Source organism: Aquimarina aggregata (assembly GCF_001632745.1).
In the GTDB taxonomy this organism is placed as follows: domain Bacteria; phylum Bacteroidota; class Bacteroidia; order Flavobacteriales; family Flavobacteriaceae; genus Aquimarina; species Aquimarina aggregata.
In genome coordinates this window covers 226229-243401 of the sequence record NZ_LQRT01000035.1, presented here as the reverse complement: position 1 = coordinate 243401, position 17173 = coordinate 226229, and the positions used below count along the sequence as shown (strand labels likewise).

Below are 17173 nucleotides of genomic sequence, written 5' to 3'. Positions count from 1 at the left end.
AGCGCAATATTAATAAGAAAATATTGCGCTTTTATTTATTTTTTGTATATAGTATTAATGAATACTGAACAATCCTTCTGGTTTGTCTGCAAGATCATCAAAACGTTTAACACAAGCTTTGATAATCTCTTTAGCTTCATCTATATTTCCCCAGCCACCTACATCAACTTTTTTCTCTTCTAAATCTTTATATACTTGGAAAAAGTGTTCGATTTCTTTTATTAGGTGCGGGTTCATTTCTTTTAGATCGGCAAGCTTACTAGCAATTGGATCTGCAACCGGTACACAGATGATTTTTTCATCTGGTCCTTTTTCATCGGTCATATGAAAAACACCGATTGGTTTTACTTCTATTACACAACCAGGAAATGTTGGTTCTGTTACTAATACTAAAACATCAAGAGGGTCTCCGTCTAAAGCAAGTGTTTCAGGTATGAAACCGTAATCTGCTGGATACATCATTGATGAAAATATCATACGATCATATCGTATTTTTTTTATGTCAAAATCATACTCGTACTTGTTTCTACTCCCTTTAGGGATTTCAATTAGTACATCAAAGCTTTCGCTAGTCGCTGCGCTCATAATTTAAATTCTCTTTGTATTGGGCGGCAAATATAGGTATTACAAGGGTTTACTTAAAATTTATCCTTATAAAAATTCGAATTTCTGCCTTTTTTTAATGGTAAGTTAACCTATAAGGTTTTCGGAGATATAAGAATAATGGCTAAATAAAAAATATACGATAAGCTATCGACTTAGAAAAAGAAACCAAAAGACCCTGTAACCCCAAATTTTCTAGCATCTGGATTATCAAAATAGTTTCCTCTAAAATGAAAATCGATTCTAAAGATTTTAAAAATATTCCCAACACCTACGCTGTATTCCCAATAGATCTCGTCGGTAGGAGCTACTAAGAGTTCGTTTGATGGGGCGCTTAGTAATATATTTTCTTCTGATAATTCACCCCACGCTCCGCGCACACCTACTAGTTCTCTCAAGTTTAACTTTCTTAATAAGGGGATACGAGAAAATATTCGACCATTAAAATTATGTTCAAGATGTAATGTTGCATAGGTATCCGTTACAAACTCATAAAAATTAAGTAAAGGGAATGTGTTATAGATAGATAGATAGGTTTGATTGGCTGGGATAACACTTAATAGTCCAAGAGGAACATCTCCAAAAGTTTTACCTACTTCTAGGGTGCTATTTAATACTCCAAAGCCTCCGATATTCCATGGTTGTTGGTAAAGAAACTGTACTTTTTGATAATCAAAATCACTTTCTATAAGACCTTTGATTCCCACACTATAATTTAAAAATAATGTAGCATAATCTCCTTCGTTTACAATAACCCTATCTACACCATACCCAGTAGTTTTTCTGCCTGGAGTATATACAAGTTGGGTGGCGATTTCTGTTTGCTTGATTTGGTTTTCTAGTTGGTTAGTTTCTGGATTTAAAAAATCCAAACTAAATAAAGAGCGATCGGCGGGTTTAAGTACTCTATAAGACCCAGTTAATCCTACGTTTAAGTTTTTTCGAGGTTCAATTTGCATCGAAAATGCAGATAAATTTATAGAGGTTAACCTGTCGTTATCACCTGTTGCTATTATCGATGATGAGGCTAAACTTCTACCCTCTACGTTATTTGTATTTGTTAAACTGGCACCTAGCTGTTCGACATCTCTTCTGTTTCCTGCAGAAACAATAAGTCTTGATTTTCTGTCAACAAGGTACTTTCCTGAGAGACCATATTTGAATTTTTGATCTTTAAATCCGTAGGCCCCATAACCTTCTATTCGCCATCTATCATTAGATGTAAAGTATGTTCTACCACCAGCTCTAAGTCTAACTCCTTCAATGTCATTATAACCAACTGTAGAAAACAAAGGACCGAAGTCAAAACCATCAAACTCTACATATCCTGTCGCTAAAATAGTACCTATATTGTAGAGTCTTTTAAACGCTTTTACGGTGCGAAGCGTGTCTAATAATTTATATACCTTTTGTTCATCTTTGTTTAGGTTTTCCATTCTGGCACTTTTCCAGAAAGAATCTTCTCTATTATAGATATCTTGATTATAAGGATCTACTTGACTTTGGTAAAATTTTCTATCTTTTTTTATGTCAAATTTATAATTGTCATATAATGTTGTTCTTTTACCATAGACTCCTCTTGATTTTTCTTTTTTGCTAAAAGAAAAATCAGATTGAAAATAATCTTTTGTGATAAGAAATACAGAATCGTTTAATACATCAAACTCCTGTTCGATATATAAATCTTTTACCCAATTGATGTTTGCACTTTTTGTTACTTCGAGATTAATTTCTTTGATTGCCCAGGTGGTATCATTCACCCAAAAATCACCTTTGAATGTGAGCTCGTTTTTTCGTCTGGGATAGTATAAAATATTGTAGCACCATTTATTACCTATGTATGCACTATCGGTCAAGACATAATTATAAACACTTACACCTGTTCGTGACAAAGGGCTAGTGAAACTTTTGTCAAAAAATTTAAGGTAATTGTCATAAACATCATAGTCAGAATACAAATCCTTTACAAAGGCGATTAAGGTTTGGTTATCACTAAAACCAGCATTTTTATTTCCTTTAAGTATTTCTTTTGTCTCGTTGATTTCATTATCCCCATACACTTTTGATATAGCTTCATTAAGAAAAATAGGAAGATAGGTTTTACCAGTTATCCTAGAAGTATCAACGTCATCAAAGATAAATTCCATACCATTAAAAATCCTACTATTAACAAGAGCACTGTCTATAGTGTTTAAGTCGAATTCTAGTTTTTCGTATTTATCGTAGTTGTACTGTTTAAATTTTTTAACACCATTTACTCTTCTGTTATCCCATATTTTTCTTAGGATATCGATAGCTGGGTTATTTTTTTTTGAAGTTTTACCCTTATATATAACAACTTCGTCTAGAGAAGCTGCTTCTTCTTCTAGTACGATTTTCATATTGTAGGTAACTTGTTTTGTAAGTTTTATATTTTTTGTCTGAAAACCGATAAACGAAACTTTTAGATTGGTATAGGTATCGTCAGATTCCATGTAGAAATTACCATTCTCATCGGTTATAGTTCCTACTGTTGAGTTTACAAAAACGATGTTTGCAAATGGAATAGGTTGGTTGAAATTGTCATATACTTGGCCGCCAACTTTAGTTTGTGCTAAAAGTAAGGAGCTGCTAAAAGCAATATATAAAACTCCTAAAACCCAATATTTCATCTAATATTTTTAAATAATAATTGTTTAACCTAACATATGTTAATTAATAATACAGATTGTATAGTTTATGTACGATACTAAATATCAAATACGATTACTATATAATTTGTCATAATCAATACATCATCAATTTTGTTAAATCAATTAAATGTTTTTATTATCCTATCTATAACACATAACTATATAAAAACCCTACCTCAAATCATATTAAATTACTAAAGCTTCTAGTTTTTAATGTTCTGATTTCTTTTTGCAAAGTCAAAATTTAAAACTATTAGTTAAAACCATTACTACTTAATGGGTACTCAAGTAACATAATAGCGTATTATGATTTATAGCGTTCTACTATTTATATGCTAATGATGCTAAACTCATATGGTTTTATCAATTATTAGGCCACTTTTGTGGCCTGAGATAATTTTCTAAAATTAATGAAACGCAAAATAAAGAAGTTCATTTTACTTATACATCACTTTTTTGACAGCTTTAACAACATCTTTGCTGTTAGGTAACCATTCTTCTAAAAGTACAGGAGAATAGGGGGTAGGTGTATCTGCTGTATTAATTTTTATTATAGGTGCATCTAGATAATCAAAGATATTAGATTGCACTTGATATGTTATTTCTGAAGAAATGTTGGCTAAAGGCCATGCTTCTTCTAAGACAACCAGTCTATTGGTTTTTTTTACTGAGGTAAATATAGCTTCTAAATCAAGTGGGCGAACAGTCCTTAGATCAATAACCTCACAGGATATGTTTTCTTTAGCAAGTTCATCTGCTGCTTTATAGGCTTCTTTAATGATTTTTCCAAAAGAAACGATAGTAACATCACTACCTTCCCTTTTGATTTCTGCTACACCTAGAGGGATAGTATATTCTCCTTCTGGTACTTCACCTTTATCTCCATACATTTGTTCACTCTCCATAAAAATAACTGGATCATTGTCACGTATAGCCGATTTTAATAAACCTTTAGCGTCTTTAGGATTAGAAGGTACTACAACCTTTAATCCTGGAGTATTAGCAAACCAATTTTCAAAAGCTTGAGAATGCGTAGCACCTAACTGACCTGCCGATGCTGTAGGGCCTCTAAATACTATTGGAATATTAAACTGACCACCAGTCATTTGACGCATTTTTGCTGCGTTGTTAATGATTTGATCAATACCCACTAAAGAGAAATTGAAGGTCATAAACTCAATAATTGGTCTATTTCCATTCATTGCACTACCTACACCAATTCCAGAAAAACCTAATTCAGAGATGGGCGTGTCAAGAACTCTGTCTGGACCAAACTCATCTAGCATACCTTTACTGGCTTTGTACGCTCCGTTGTATTCTGCAACCTCTTCACCCATTAAGTAAATGGATTCATCTCGGCGCATTTCTTCACTCATTGCTTCACAAATTGCTTCTCTGAATTGTATAGTTTTCATGTATTTGGTAATTGTTTAATGCTATAACGAAAGGCAAAAGTAGCAATTAAAACCCTTTAGTAGTAAGGTAATATTGAAAAATTTATTATGCACGCATAGTAAATTCGACATTTTATTTGTAACTTCGCAAATATTATTAAATTCTCAAAAAATACCTATATAAAATGAAGATATTAGTTTGTATTAGCCATGTGCCTGACACAACTTCCAAAATTAATTTTACGGATAGTGACACTAAGTTTGACACTAATGGAGTGCAGTTCGTGATTAACCCAAATGATGAATTTGGTTTAACACGTGCAATGTGGTTCAAAGAAAAACAAGGTGCTTCTGTAGATGTTGTAAACGTTGGAGGACCTGAAACAGAACCTACTTTACGTAAAGCGCTTGCCATAGGTGCAGATAATGCAATTAGAGTGAATACTGAGGCTACAGACGGTCTGTATGTAGCAAAACAGTTGACTAAAGTTGTACAGGATGGAGGATATGATCTTGTTATTGCAGGTAGAGAGTCTATCGATTATAATGGAGGTATGGTTCCTGGTATGATCGCCGCTTTAACAGGTGCTAATTTTGTAAACACTTGTATTGGTTTAGAAATAGAAGGTGATACTGCTACTGCGATTCGTGAGATCGACGGAGGTAAAGAAACCTCTACAACTAAGTTACCACTAGTTGTTGGTGGGCAAAAAGGTTTGGTTGAAGAAAGTGACTTGCGTATCCCGAATATGAGAGGTATTATGATGGCGCGTAAAAAACCACTTACTGTTATAGACCCTGTTGAAGCTGGTCAAGAAACAAAAGCAGTACAGTTTGAAAAACCAGCTCCTAAAGGAGATGTGAAATTAGTTTCACCAGATAATATCCAAGAACTTATAGATTTATTACATAACGAAGCAAAAGCTATTTAAAAGAAAGAAATATGTCAGTTTTAGTATACACAGAAAGTGAAGGAGGAAAATTTAAGAAATCAGCTTTTGAAGTAGCTTCTTATGCAAAAGAAGTTGCCGCTATGATGGGAACAACTGTTACTGCAGTTAGTATTAATGGAGGTGATAGTAGCGAGTTAGGAACGTATGGAGTTGATAAGGTATTAGAAGTAAAAGGAGATAAACTATCTTCATTTAGTGCAAAGGCATATGCCGATGCAATTAAACAAGCAGCAGAAAATGAAGGAGCAAAAGTAGTCGTTGTAAGTTCTACTGCAGATAGTAAATTTATCGCACCTTTATTAGCGGTAAACCTTAATGCAGGTTATGCATCAAATGTAGTTGCATTACCAGAAAGTGCTTCTCCATTTAAAGTAAAGCGTACAGCATTCACTAATAAAGCGTTCAATATTACTGAAATGTCTACAGATGTTAAGATTGTAGGATTGTCTAATAACGCTTTTGGATTAAAAGAAAATTCAGGAGCTGCAACAGCAGAAGCCTTCGAACCATCTTTGTCTGATGCAGATTTTGCTGTGCAAGTTACAGCGGTAGATAAGGCTACAGATAAAGTGTCTATTGCAGATGCAGAAATTGTAGTTTCTGGAGGTCGCGGTTTAAAAGGACCTGAGAATTGGCATATGATTGAAGATCTTGCCGATGTATTAGGAGCTGCAACAGCATGCTCTAAGCCAGTAAGTGATATGGGATGGAGACCACATGGTGAACACGTAGGACAAACAGGTAAACCGGTTGCTTCTAACTTATATATTGCTATAGGAGTTTCTGGTGCAATACAACATCTTGCCGGAATTAATGCAAGTAAAGTAAAGGTGGTTATTAATAATGACGCTGAAGCACCGTTCTTTAAAGCTGCAGACTACGGAATAGTAGGAGATGCTTTTGAAGTTGTTCCAAAACTTATTGAAAAATTAAAAGAATTTAAGTCTAATAACGCATAATTTTCATAAATTGTGCCCAATTAGGGGCTGTTTGAACTTAGGAAAAGGTCCATGTGTTCAAACAGCCTTTTTTTATTGAGAGCAATATGAGTTTAGTTCGACTGAACATAAAAGGAATATCATACAGTCAAACCCAGAATGGGGCATACGCACTAATTTTAAGTGAATTAGATGGTGAGAGAAAGTTGCCAATTGTTATAGGTGCCTTTGAGGCGCAATCTATAGCCATTGCTTTAGAAAAAGAGATTAAACCCCCGCGGCCACTAACCCACGACTTATTTAAGAACTTTGCAGATCGTTTTGATATTGTTGTAAAACAAGTTATCATTCATAAACTGGTAGATGGAGTTTTTTATTCTAGTATCATCTGTGAGCGAGATAAAATAGAAGAAATTATAGATGCACGAACCAGTGATGCTATAGCGCTAGCATTACGATTTCAAGCACCTATATTTACGTATAAGAATATTTTAGATCAAGCAGGGATCTATCTAAAAGTAAATCCAAAGAAAGATGAAGAAGAAGATTCTGAAAGCCTACTTGTAGATGAGTTAGTTTCAGAAGATCTTGAAATGATAGGTAAGGAAACTAGTTACAAAGATTTGTCACTTGATGAACTCAATCGCATGTTAGATCAAGCAGTTGCTAGTGAAGATTACGAATTAGCAGCAAGAATAAGGGATGAAATTTCTAAACGAGGTTAATCAATCACAACCGCGATCTAAAATCCTAAACTATATTTATTAAATGATTTCAATTTTATGAAGAAAGGATTACTTACTCTTCTATTACTATTGCCTTTTTTTACAATATTATCTGCGCAATCTATTGATAAAAAATGGATTCTGGAAAATGCAAAAGAAGAATCAGGACAAGTTCTAACGGTTGGAGAAAAAGACTATCTTGAATTAGAAAAAGGATTGTTTTCATATTCTTTTTATAATCAATCCGAGCAACTTAATGGAGATTATCTTACCCAAAATAATGTGCTATTATTTTTTTCGGGAAAAGCACAAGATTCTATTATTAAATATAAGATCAACAAGATTACAGATTCTACACTAGTATTATCTAAACATAATGTAGTCCTTTCCTTTGCCTCTAAAAAAGACTCTAAACCAGTAGCTGTAACTGAAACTGCTACTGATGAATTAATCCCTAATCAAGGTTTCTCTTTTAATAGCTTATGGAGAGGTTTGTTAGGAATGATTGTACTTTTAATAATAGCATATCTTTTTAGTAGCAATAGAAAAGCAATTAATTGGAAAACTGTTGGGTTAGGTACTGGATTTCAATTAGTAATTGCCATTGGGGTTTTAAGAGTGCCGTTTGTTCAAACGATATTTGAATGGGTCGGAAGCCTATTTGTTAATGTTTTAGACTTTACTAGAGCAGGAAGTAAATTTCTTTTTGAAGGCTTGGTTGTAGATATGGACACCTTCGGTTTTATATTTGCCTTTCAAGTATTACCTACTATTATATTCTTTTCGGCATTAACCTCCTTATTATTTTATTTGGGGATTATTCAAAAAGTAGTAAAAGGCTTAGCTTGGTTGTTAACTAAAGCACTAAAGATATCTGGGGCAGAAAGTTTAAGTGTCGCTGGTAACATCTTTTTAGGGCAAACAGAAGCACCTCTATTAATTAAAGCATATTTAGAAAAGATGAATAAGTCTGAAATGCTATTGGTTATGATAGGAGGTATGGCAACAGTTGCAGGGGCTGTACTGGCAGCATATATAGGGTTTTTAGGAGGAAACGACCCTGTCTTAAGATTGCAATTTGCAAAACACTTGCTAGCTGCATCGGTAATGGCAGCTCCAGGAGCAATTGTTGTTTCCAAAATACTATTTCCGCAAACTGAAGAGATCAATACAGATGTATATGTATCCTCAGAAAAAATAGGATCTAATATTTTAGACGCCATAGCAAACGGAACAACTGAAGGTTTAAAATTAGCCGTGAACGTTGGTGCTATGTTATTAGTTTTTGTTGCTTTTATTGCAATGCTAAACGGTATCTTAGGTTGGGTTGGAGATATCACTTCTATAAATGCTTGGATAGCATCTAAAACAGCTTATCAAAGTTTATCTCTTGAACTTATTTTAGGCTATATTTTTGCACCATTAATGTGGCTTATAGGGGTTGCCAGGGAAGATATAGCTTTAATGGGGCAACTTCTAGGGATAAAACTAGCAGCTAGTGAGTTCGTAGGTTACATACAATTAGCAGATTTAAAAAATGTAGCAAATGCAACACATTTAACCTATAACAAATCGGTAATTATGGCTACATATATGCTTTGTGGATTTGCCAATTTTGCATCTATAGGGATACAAATTGGTGGTATAGGTTCTCTAGCTCCTGGTCAACGAAAAACACTTTCAGAATTTGGTATGAAAGCACTAATCGGAGGTACTATTGCTTCTTTATTATCAGCAACTATAGCCGGAATGATTATCGGATAATTTTAGATTGTTTTTTTTAAGATAAACATAAAAATTATAGGGTAATTATAACTATGTCATAATCTAAAGGTTAATAGGTGTCTCGACACCTATTTTTTGTATATTTGATTTCAAATTAATATTTAATTAACAAACTCAAAGTAAAGCGAGAAGGGAATATGAAGCAATATCTGGATCTTGTGCGGCATGTGCTTGACAAAGGAAATGAAAAAGAAGATCGAACTGGTACAGGAACCAAGAGCGTTTTTGGGTATCAGATGCGTTTTGATCTTAGTGAAGGTTTTCCTATGGTTACGACCAAGAAACTACACCTTAAATCTATAATTTATGAGCTGTTGTGGTTTCTGAAAGGAGATACTAATATTGAATATCTTAAAGAAAATGGTGTTCGTATATGGAATGAGTGGGCTGATGAAAATGGAGATCTAGGACCTGTATATGGTCATCAATGGCGTAATTGGGATAACAATGAAATTGATCAAATTGCTGAAGTAGTAGAAGCATTAAAAAATAACCCAGATAGTAGACGTATGTTGGTTTCTGCATGGAACCCAAGTGTACTTCCAGATACGTCAAAATCTTTTTCTGAAAATGTAGCAAACGGTAAAGCAGCATTGCCGCCTTGTCATGCTTTTTTTCAGTTTTATGTAGCAGATGGAAAATTGTCTTGTCAATTGTACCAACGTAGCGCAGATGTGTTTTTAGGAGTGCCTTTTAATATTGCTTCTTATGCTTTATTTACAATGATGATGGCTCAGGTATGCGGGTATGAAGCGGGTGATTTTATACATACTTTTGGAGATGCACATATTTATAATAACCATAAAGAACAACTTGAATTACAGCTGTCTAGAACACCTCGTCAATTGCCTAAGATGATTATTAATCCGGAGGTAAAAAATATTTTTGGCTTTGTTTTTGATGACTTTAAGTTAATAGACTACGATCCGCATCCTCATATTAAAGGAGCGGTAGCGGTTTAAACCCCAAATTTAAACGGAACAACTATGAAAAAACTATTACTTATATTATCCATATTAATTTCGGGATCTTCTTTCTCTCAAGATGGTATAGTACTATCTCAGGAAAATGCAAGTGAAAAAGGAATTACCCCGATATGGCCAAAATGTGATAAATCAAGACAAACACCAGTAAATTGTTTTGATCAAAAAATGCGAAGACATATTCTTGAAAAATTTGAATACCCTGAAGTAGCAATTTCACAAGGCTTAGAAGGTACGGTAACGGTAGAATTTATTATCAATAAAAAAGGTAAAGTAGAAGTTACAGAAGTTACAGGTGCGCATAGATATTTACAAAGAGAAGCAATTAGAATTATAAGATTGCTTCCCAAAATGGAGCCCGCTAAATGGGGATCAAAACCTATCGCAGTAGCCTATGAAGTGCCAATTACTTTTAGGAAACCAAAATAATGTTGTAGTTATTTTAACATTGCATTAACCTCCCTAAAAGTCTTATAAGAATAAAAATCAGTAAATTTGAGTGTATTCGTAAATCGAATACGCTTTTTTTTATGATTGTTACAGATAGTTTACTTACCTCATTTTTAAAAACCCGCTCTGATACAGAAGAAATTTGTGCTCCACTTGAGACAGAAGATTATGTAATACAGCCTATAGTAGATGTTTCACCACCTAAATGGCACTTAGGCCATACGACGTGGTTTTTTGAAGAATTTATATTGTCTAAATACGATACTAATTATAAGCGATTTCATCCCGAATATGCTTACGTGTTTAATAGCTATTATGAAAGTGTTGGAAAACGAGTAATACGAACCAATAGAGGCAATCTTTCAAGACCGACTGTAAGTCAGGTATATCAATATCGTGATTATGTTACCTCACATTTACAGGCTTTTTTAGAAGAAAATTTTGATGAAAAAATTAATGAATTGGTTGAAATTGGTATTCATCATGAAAAACAACACCAAGAATTATTACTAACAGACATAAAATTTATATTGGGCAATAATCCATTGTTTCCTAAATATAATGAAACTTTTACCGAAAACCCTGAAAGCAATCAGTCTAACCAATATGTAACTATTCAAGAAGGAATATATGAAATAGGATATCAGGGAAATGATTTCTGTTATGATAATGAACTAGGAGTTCATAGGGTGCTTCTTGAAGAATATGCAATTTGTAATGAACTTGTATCAAATAAAGAATATCTAGACTTTATTAATGACGGTGGATATAATGATAGTCTACTTTGGCATGCCGAAGCTTGGGATTGGATTAAAAATGATAATATACAAGCCCCTTTGTATTGGCACCTTATAGATGGTCAATATTATCAATATACATTACAAGGACTTAAAGCTTTAAAACTAAATACTTCGGTAACTCATATATCTTATTATGAAGCTTTTGCCTTCGCACAATGGAAAGGACAACGTTTACCTACAGAATTCGAGTGGGAAGTGGCTCAGCATCAATTTAAATGGGGGTCGCGTTGGGAATGGACTGAAAGTGCATATCTGCCCTATCCAAATTATAAAAAAGCTCCAGGTGCATTAGGAGAGTATAATGGAAAATTTATGGTTAATCAAAAAGTCTTACGAGGCGGTTCTGTTGCCACATCACAAGATCATACCAGATCAACATATCGTAATTTTTTTCACCCAAACCTGAGATGGCAATTTACGGGATTACGATTGGTGAAAAATATATAATCTAAAATTTAATGAATTCTAAAGATCAAAAGGTACTAGTTTCGACATTCGAAAAAGAAGTGTATGAAGGGTTGACAGCTTTTCCTAAATATTTGTCATCAAAATATTTTTACGATGAAGTAGGTGATGAATTATTTCAGCAAATAATGGAGTTGCCAGAGTATTACCTTACCAGAGCAGAATATAATATTTTTAAAGAAAACGCCTCGGCTATAATCGAAAGTTTTGATAAGTATAAAAAAGGGTTTGATTTAATAGAGCTAGGGGCGGGTGACGGTAAAAAGACTAAAATATTACTCAAAGAATTACAAAAGAAAGGGTATGATTTTACATATATGCCTATAGATATAAGTCAAAATGCTGTTGACGGATTAGTGAAAAATTTAGATCTCGAAATGCCAGATGTACTTGTTCAAGGGCAAATAGGAGAGTACTTTGAGGTTTTGGATCGTTTAAATCATATAAGTGATCGAAAAAAAGTAATTATGGTGCTGGGGTCTAATATTGGTAATTTATTACATCCAAGGGCAATCCAGTTTTTGAAAAAACTTTGTAATGCAATGCATTCTGATGATTTAGTTTTTATGGGATTTGATCAAAAGAAACATCCTCAGAAAGTTCTTGACGCTTACAACGACAAAACTGGTGTAACAGCAAAATTTAATAAAAATGTTTTATCAAGAATTAATAAAGAGCTTAGAGGAAACTTTGATGTTGATGCATTTATGCATTGGGAAACCTATGACCCCGAAAGCGGTACTGCTAAGAGTTATTTAGTAAGTAAAAAAAAGCAAACGGTTGATATAGATAGTTTGTCATTGCAAGTGCATTTTGAAGCTTGGGAGAGTATTCATACCGAGATTTCTCAAAAATATGATGATGATATTGTAAAATGGTTAACAGAAGAATCAGGCTTAAAAGTTGTGAACTCTTTTTCAGACGAAAACAATGATTATAAAAACTATTTAATTACAAAGTCAAAGTAAAAAGCATTTTAAAAATATAAAAATATAATAAAGATGAAGGCAATTTGGAACGGTCAAATACTAGCAGAGAGTAATGATACTAAGGTTATAGAAAATAATCACTACTTTCCGCCAGAAGCAATAAATAAAGAATTTTTTAAATCAAGTGATACGCATACCAATTGTCCTTGGAAAGGAGTAGCGTCTTACTATACATTAGAGGTAAACGGAGAAAAGAATCCCGATGCAGCTTGGTATTACCCTGAAACAAGCGATTTGGCAAAACAAATCAAGAATTATGTTGCTTTTTGGAAAGGTGTTGAAGTAGTAGAATAGTTCACTACAACCATAAGATTTTGACATTTTTTGATTGTAGATTTGATTAAATATTTTCATCTTGATCTCTTTCTAGAACAACAACAGCTATTTTAGGTAATTATTTGTCGTTCAGACGATTAATTGCATAATTGTTTTTTTATAAGAGTTAAATATTTGATTCTTGAAAGTTTTTAGTTTAGGTAGGCTAACATCTCTATCTGTATATGTTGAACTACCTTTTCATCAATTACTTCTACAGAGATTCTGTTCATGCATACTTTATAAATTTGTCCTAAAAAGTTCGTAGAAGGGCGAAACTCTGCTTAAAATGAAATAATATGTACAGTTTCATTAGAATTTGAAACTGCATATGGTCCCTTCAGAATTAATTTCTATGGCTATTACCTTAGTAAAATTAGAGCTGCGATAATACAATGGTACCTTCATTTAACTCGAATTTGACATTGTATCATTTTAGTAACTTATGATATTCTTGAATGTTTATAATATTCCCAATTGATTTTGGATATATAGACTATAAATAGTCAAACCAATTTTGTTTATCCTTTTGGTACTATTGTATTAGGGTAAAAATAGATAGATTTACCATTTATCTGATATTTTCAACTTTCGTCCTGAAATATAGATGTGTAATATCAGCTACTATATAAAAAAATCAAAATTGTTACTCAACTTTGCAAAGAATAAACTTCAAAAGGCAAAAAAATATGGTTGAAACAGTATTGTTAATAGATGATGATAAGGCTACACAATATGTACATAAAAGAATTATCACTAAACACAATAAGTTTAAAAATATTTTGACTTTTCTCAGCGGAAGTATTGCATTAGACTATCTCAAATCAATAAATGTAAATTTCACTAAAAAACCACAGCTTATTTTTTTAGATCTTAATATGCCAGGTATGAATGGATGGGAATTTATTGAACAATATAATGGCTTGTGTAATAGTATAACACGAGGTAATAAACTTATTATTTTGTCAACATCTAATGATCCTATTGATATTTCAAGATCAAGAGAAATAGATAATGTAAATGATTTTATTAGCAAACCTCTTTCAACAGCAATACTAGATAAAGTTTTAGAAACCCATTTTGTGGATATCTAATTGTTGATTTACGCATTGTCAATTTTGCTTATAGATAATTTATAGTCAATACCTTACTTATGGTATAATAAAACAAAACGGAAATTTTTAATCAATTAGAAATAGTGTTAAAATATGCATTTCATTAATATTTCATGTTGAAACTATAAGTTTGTATATGGATATAGGTAATTTATAATCAAGCTTGTCTTGCTGGCATTCACAGTTTTTAGAATAGTATAATCAATTGGATAATAATTAGAAAAATATTATCTTCATACAAAGAACATGTTTACTCACAACGAATTATAATAATAAAAATGTCGAACATTTAATTTATTTGCATTAGAGAGTGCAGGAGGATATAAAAAGAGACAGGATTCAGAAACAAAGGATTAGGACATCCCATTAATTATTCAATAACATTTTTCAATATTATAATATATTACTTTGTATAGCGTAAATGCTAACCTGAAGTGAAATGGTAGATACACTAAGTCAAAAATATCGTTTAAGATTTCAAAACAATATGCAATTTTTGGTAGTTGCTTTTGACGGAATCATAAAAAAAACAGATTATATTTTGTTTAATTGGAACGAGGGAAGCTCTATTTTTGAGGCACATCCTTTTTTTGAAATCATTCATGATTTATTAGAAAACTCCAATCAAAATAATCAAGAATACACTTTTTCTTGTGTGCATTTTGAAGAACCATCTGAAACTAAAGTATGTGATGTAACCATCTGTTTTGATCCTACAGAAATAATCATTGTAATTTTTGAGTATACTTCAAAATATAAAGAACTTACGAAAATAGCACAGCAAAAAAATGATATACTTTTTAAGAATAAAGAACTTGAATTGAAACATGAGTTTTTATTAAAAAAAGAAGAATTCAAAAATAGTCTTATTGCTAATATTAATCACCAAATTAAAACTCCTCTAACGGGAATCCTTGGTTTTACAGAAATCTTAGAAAAAACTTCACTTAATTTTGATCAAGAAGAATTGATTAACATTATAAAACGAGAAAGTAAACAACTTGATGCGATTGTTACCGATATGCTTAATGTTTCTAAAATTGAAGCTGGTCTACTCGAAATTAAAAAAGAAAATTTTGATTTTGTAAAGCTTATTCGTGATCTTGAAAAAAAGTATCGATATCTGGCAGAAGAAAAAAATATTGGATTAGAAGTTTACCTGGATGAAAATATTACATCAGAACTTATTGGTGATCGTGTTAGAGTTCAACAAATACTAATTAATCTTCTTAATAATGCATTTCGATATACAAAACAGGGTAAAATAAGTTTAAAAGTTACCCAGAACTATCAAAGAGCTGGTAACCTGAGTATTAATTTTTCTGTGTCAGATTCGGGACAAGGTATTACTGCAGAAAATCTTAAGTCTGTTTTTGATAGATTTACGCGCTTTCATGAAGATAAACAAGTTACAGGTACGGGATTAGGTTTAACTATCGTTAAGAACCTAGTCGAACTTATGGGTGGAGATATAAAAGTTAGTAGTAAGATTGATGAAGGTAGTACCTTTAGTCTTAATCTTCCTTTTGTATTTAAAATTTTAAAGAAAAAAAAGGACGAAGGAAAGGGAAAAAAATATACGCTTCCCGACTTGGGGAGAAAATTTAGAGTTTTATTAGTAGAAGATAAAGAGGTTAATCAGTTTTTAATTATGAAATTATTAATTTCTAAAGGGGTGTTTTTTGTGGATGCCGCAATGAATGGGAAAGAAGCCATTAAGTACATTGAAAAAAGAAAGTATGATGTTGTGCTAATGGATCTTATGATGTTTCCAATGAACGGTTATGAAACGACCCGCCTAATTCGAGAAAGTTATGATGACAAAACTATCTCTAACACTCCCATAATTGGTTTTACGGCTCAAAATGCTGATGGTGAAAAAGAAAAATGCCTTAAATCAGGAATGAATGACTTTATCAATAAACCTTTTTCACAAGAAGATCTCCTTAATAAAATTTATAAACAGATATCACAAAATAATAGCTAATATGCTAATGATTATGTTTAAGTGTTTGCCATATAAGGGTTTGTGATTATAAAAAAGATACCCTAAAAAAACATTAATAAAATTGTCTTTTTAGGATATCTTTTGTGTTAGCATGTAATGATAAAATTGCATGCATATCTTCTGTAGTAGCGTCAGGATTTGCCAATGTATAGTGTTATTACTAGTCAGTAAATGATGGTCTGGCAAAATTCATAGACTTATACTTCTTGATCAAAACAGTGTAACTTTTTTTATATCTATGCGTTTTTTTAGGTTAAACATTGCGTAATTATCTTAATTGAATTTATAGACTAATAATGAGAAATAATACTGTAATAGAGTTTTGTTTTTTTCTCAGTAACTGATTAAGTCGTAGTTCTTATAAATCAAAGTGTTCGTTAACGATGTTGTACAAAAATTCTTTGTTCAACATTTTTTGACTATCCCCCTTTATAAAATGGTAATTCTTAAGTTTTTCTTTGTCATTAGGTTGTAAATTGGATCCAATCATTAGGATCACAATCGAGTTTTTAATGTTCAATTTTTTATAATTATCTAAGAATTCCCATCCATTCATAATGGGCATATTAATATCTAAAAAGATGATTTCAGGAGTACTTAATGTACTTTTTGTTTCATCAAAAAAAGTAAGAGCTTCAGCACCATTTAGAGCAACACTAATATTTTGTGTTAGATCACATTTTTTGATTACTGTTTCATTAAAGAAATTAGTTGCTGGACTATCATCGACTAATAAAATATGTTTTAAGGGGTTCTTCATTTTTTCTAGGGGTTAACTTATTTGTTAAATAGATGTAACTGTTATAAATGCAATAACTAAAAATGTTATCGATGTATCGCATTACTACTAGCCGCTGGTAGTGTTTTGATAAATTCTTTAATTTTTTTTAGATCAACGATCATAATTCCGTAAAATAGTTTCATATTTTTTTGTTTAAAAGGTTAAATAAATTTTTTATTGAATTGTTAGTATGTAGA

At 32.1% G+C, this 17173-nt stretch carries 15 protein-coding genes; 11 read left to right on the top strand and 4 right to left on the bottom strand.

All coding sequences use genetic code 11. The features are described from left to right. Window positions 1-54: 54 nt before the first annotated feature. The 3 genes from AWE51_RS19355 to AWE51_RS19345 all read right to left on the bottom strand — a co-directional run bounded on the left by AWE51_RS19355 (window position 55) and on the right by AWE51_RS19345 (window position 4690). Window positions 55-585, bottom strand: coding sequence for an inorganic diphosphatase (locus AWE51_RS19355; RefSeq protein ID WP_066316988.1), 531 nt, complete (start codon window positions 583-585; stop codon window positions 55-57). Between the two features lie 173 nt (window positions 586-758). Continuing rightward, window positions 759-3254 carry a DUF5686 and carboxypeptidase-like regulatory domain-containing protein gene (locus AWE51_RS19350; protein WP_066316987.1) on the bottom strand — a complete coding sequence of 832 codons (2496 nt, stop codon included), beginning with the start codon at window positions 3252-3254 and terminating at the stop codon, window positions 759-761. A gap of 458 nt (window positions 3255-3712) precedes the next feature. Then, on the bottom strand, window positions 3713-4690 hold the full coding sequence (locus AWE51_RS19345) for a pyruvate dehydrogenase complex E1 component subunit beta (RefSeq protein WP_066316985.1): 978 nt from the start codon (window positions 4688-4690) through the stop codon (window positions 3713-3715). Window positions 4691-4854: 164 nt separating this feature from the next. Between AWE51_RS19345 and AWE51_RS19340 the strand changes: the two genes are divergently transcribed. The 11 genes from AWE51_RS19340 to AWE51_RS19290 all read left to right on the top strand — a co-directional run bounded on the left by AWE51_RS19340 (window position 4855) and on the right by AWE51_RS19290 (window position 16174). Beyond that, a complete protein-coding gene (locus AWE51_RS19340; protein WP_066316982.1) occupies window positions 4855-5601 on the top strand; it encodes an electron transfer flavoprotein subunit beta/FixA family protein in 747 nt (248 codons plus the stop codon). 11 nt (window positions 5602-5612) lie between these two features. Further along, complete coding sequence (locus AWE51_RS19335) at window positions 5613-6581, top strand: electron transfer flavoprotein subunit alpha/FixB family protein (protein ID WP_066316980.1); 969 nt, start codon at window positions 5613-5615, stop codon at window positions 6579-6581. 86 nt (window positions 6582-6667) lie between these two features. Continuing rightward, window positions 6668-7285 carry a bifunctional nuclease family protein gene (locus AWE51_RS19330; RefSeq protein WP_066316978.1) on the top strand — a complete coding sequence of 206 codons (618 nt, stop codon included), beginning with the start codon at window positions 6668-6670 and terminating at the stop codon, window positions 7283-7285. A 57-nt stretch (window positions 7286-7342) separates the two neighbouring features. Continuing rightward, window positions 7343-9049 carry a NupC/NupG family nucleoside CNT transporter gene (locus AWE51_RS19325; protein WP_066316975.1) on the top strand — a complete coding sequence of 569 codons (1707 nt, stop codon included), beginning with the start codon at window positions 7343-7345 and terminating at the stop codon, window positions 9047-9049. 158 nt (window positions 9050-9207) lie between these two features. After that, on the top strand, window positions 9208-10032 hold the full coding sequence (locus tag AWE51_RS19320) for a thymidylate synthase (RefSeq protein WP_066316972.1): 825 nt from the start codon (window positions 9208-9210) through the stop codon (window positions 10030-10032). Window positions 10033-10056: 24 nt separating this feature from the next. Continuing rightward, window positions 10057-10482, top strand: a complete 426-nt coding sequence (locus tag AWE51_RS19315) for an energy transducer TonB (protein ID WP_066316970.1) — start codon at window positions 10057-10059, stop codon at window positions 10480-10482. A gap of 101 nt (window positions 10483-10583) precedes the next feature. After that, window positions 10584-11750 carry an ergothioneine biosynthesis protein EgtB gene (egtB, locus tag AWE51_RS19310; RefSeq protein WP_066316967.1) on the top strand — a complete coding sequence of 389 codons (1167 nt, stop codon included), beginning with the start codon at window positions 10584-10586 and terminating at the stop codon, window positions 11748-11750. An 11-nt stretch (window positions 11751-11761) separates the two neighbouring features. Beyond that, window positions 11762-12736: an L-histidine N(alpha)-methyltransferase gene (locus AWE51_RS19305; protein WP_066316964.1), complete on the top strand. Its 975-nt coding sequence runs from the start codon at window positions 11762-11764 to the stop codon at window positions 12734-12736. Window positions 12737-12769: 33 nt separating this feature from the next. Beyond that, window positions 12770-13051: a DUF427 domain-containing protein gene (locus AWE51_RS19300; protein WP_066316961.1), complete on the top strand. Its 282-nt coding sequence runs from the start codon at window positions 12770-12772 to the stop codon at window positions 13049-13051. A 710-nt stretch (window positions 13052-13761) separates the two neighbouring features. Next, entirely contained in the window at window positions 13762-14166 is a 405-nt protein-coding gene (locus tag AWE51_RS19295) for a response regulator (protein WP_066316959.1), read from the top strand. A gap of 460 nt (window positions 14167-14626) precedes the next feature. Then, on the top strand, window positions 14627-16174 hold the full coding sequence (locus tag AWE51_RS19290; RefSeq protein WP_066316957.1) for a hybrid sensor histidine kinase/response regulator: 1548 nt from the start codon (window positions 14627-14629) through the stop codon (window positions 16172-16174). A 379-nt stretch (window positions 16175-16553) separates the two neighbouring features. Here AWE51_RS19290 and AWE51_RS19285 read toward each other — a convergent pair whose 3' ends face one another. Further along, window positions 16554-16955, bottom strand: coding sequence for a response regulator (locus AWE51_RS19285; protein WP_066316955.1), 402 nt, complete (start codon window positions 16953-16955; stop codon window positions 16554-16556). Between the last annotated feature and the right edge of the window lie 218 nt (window positions 16956-17173).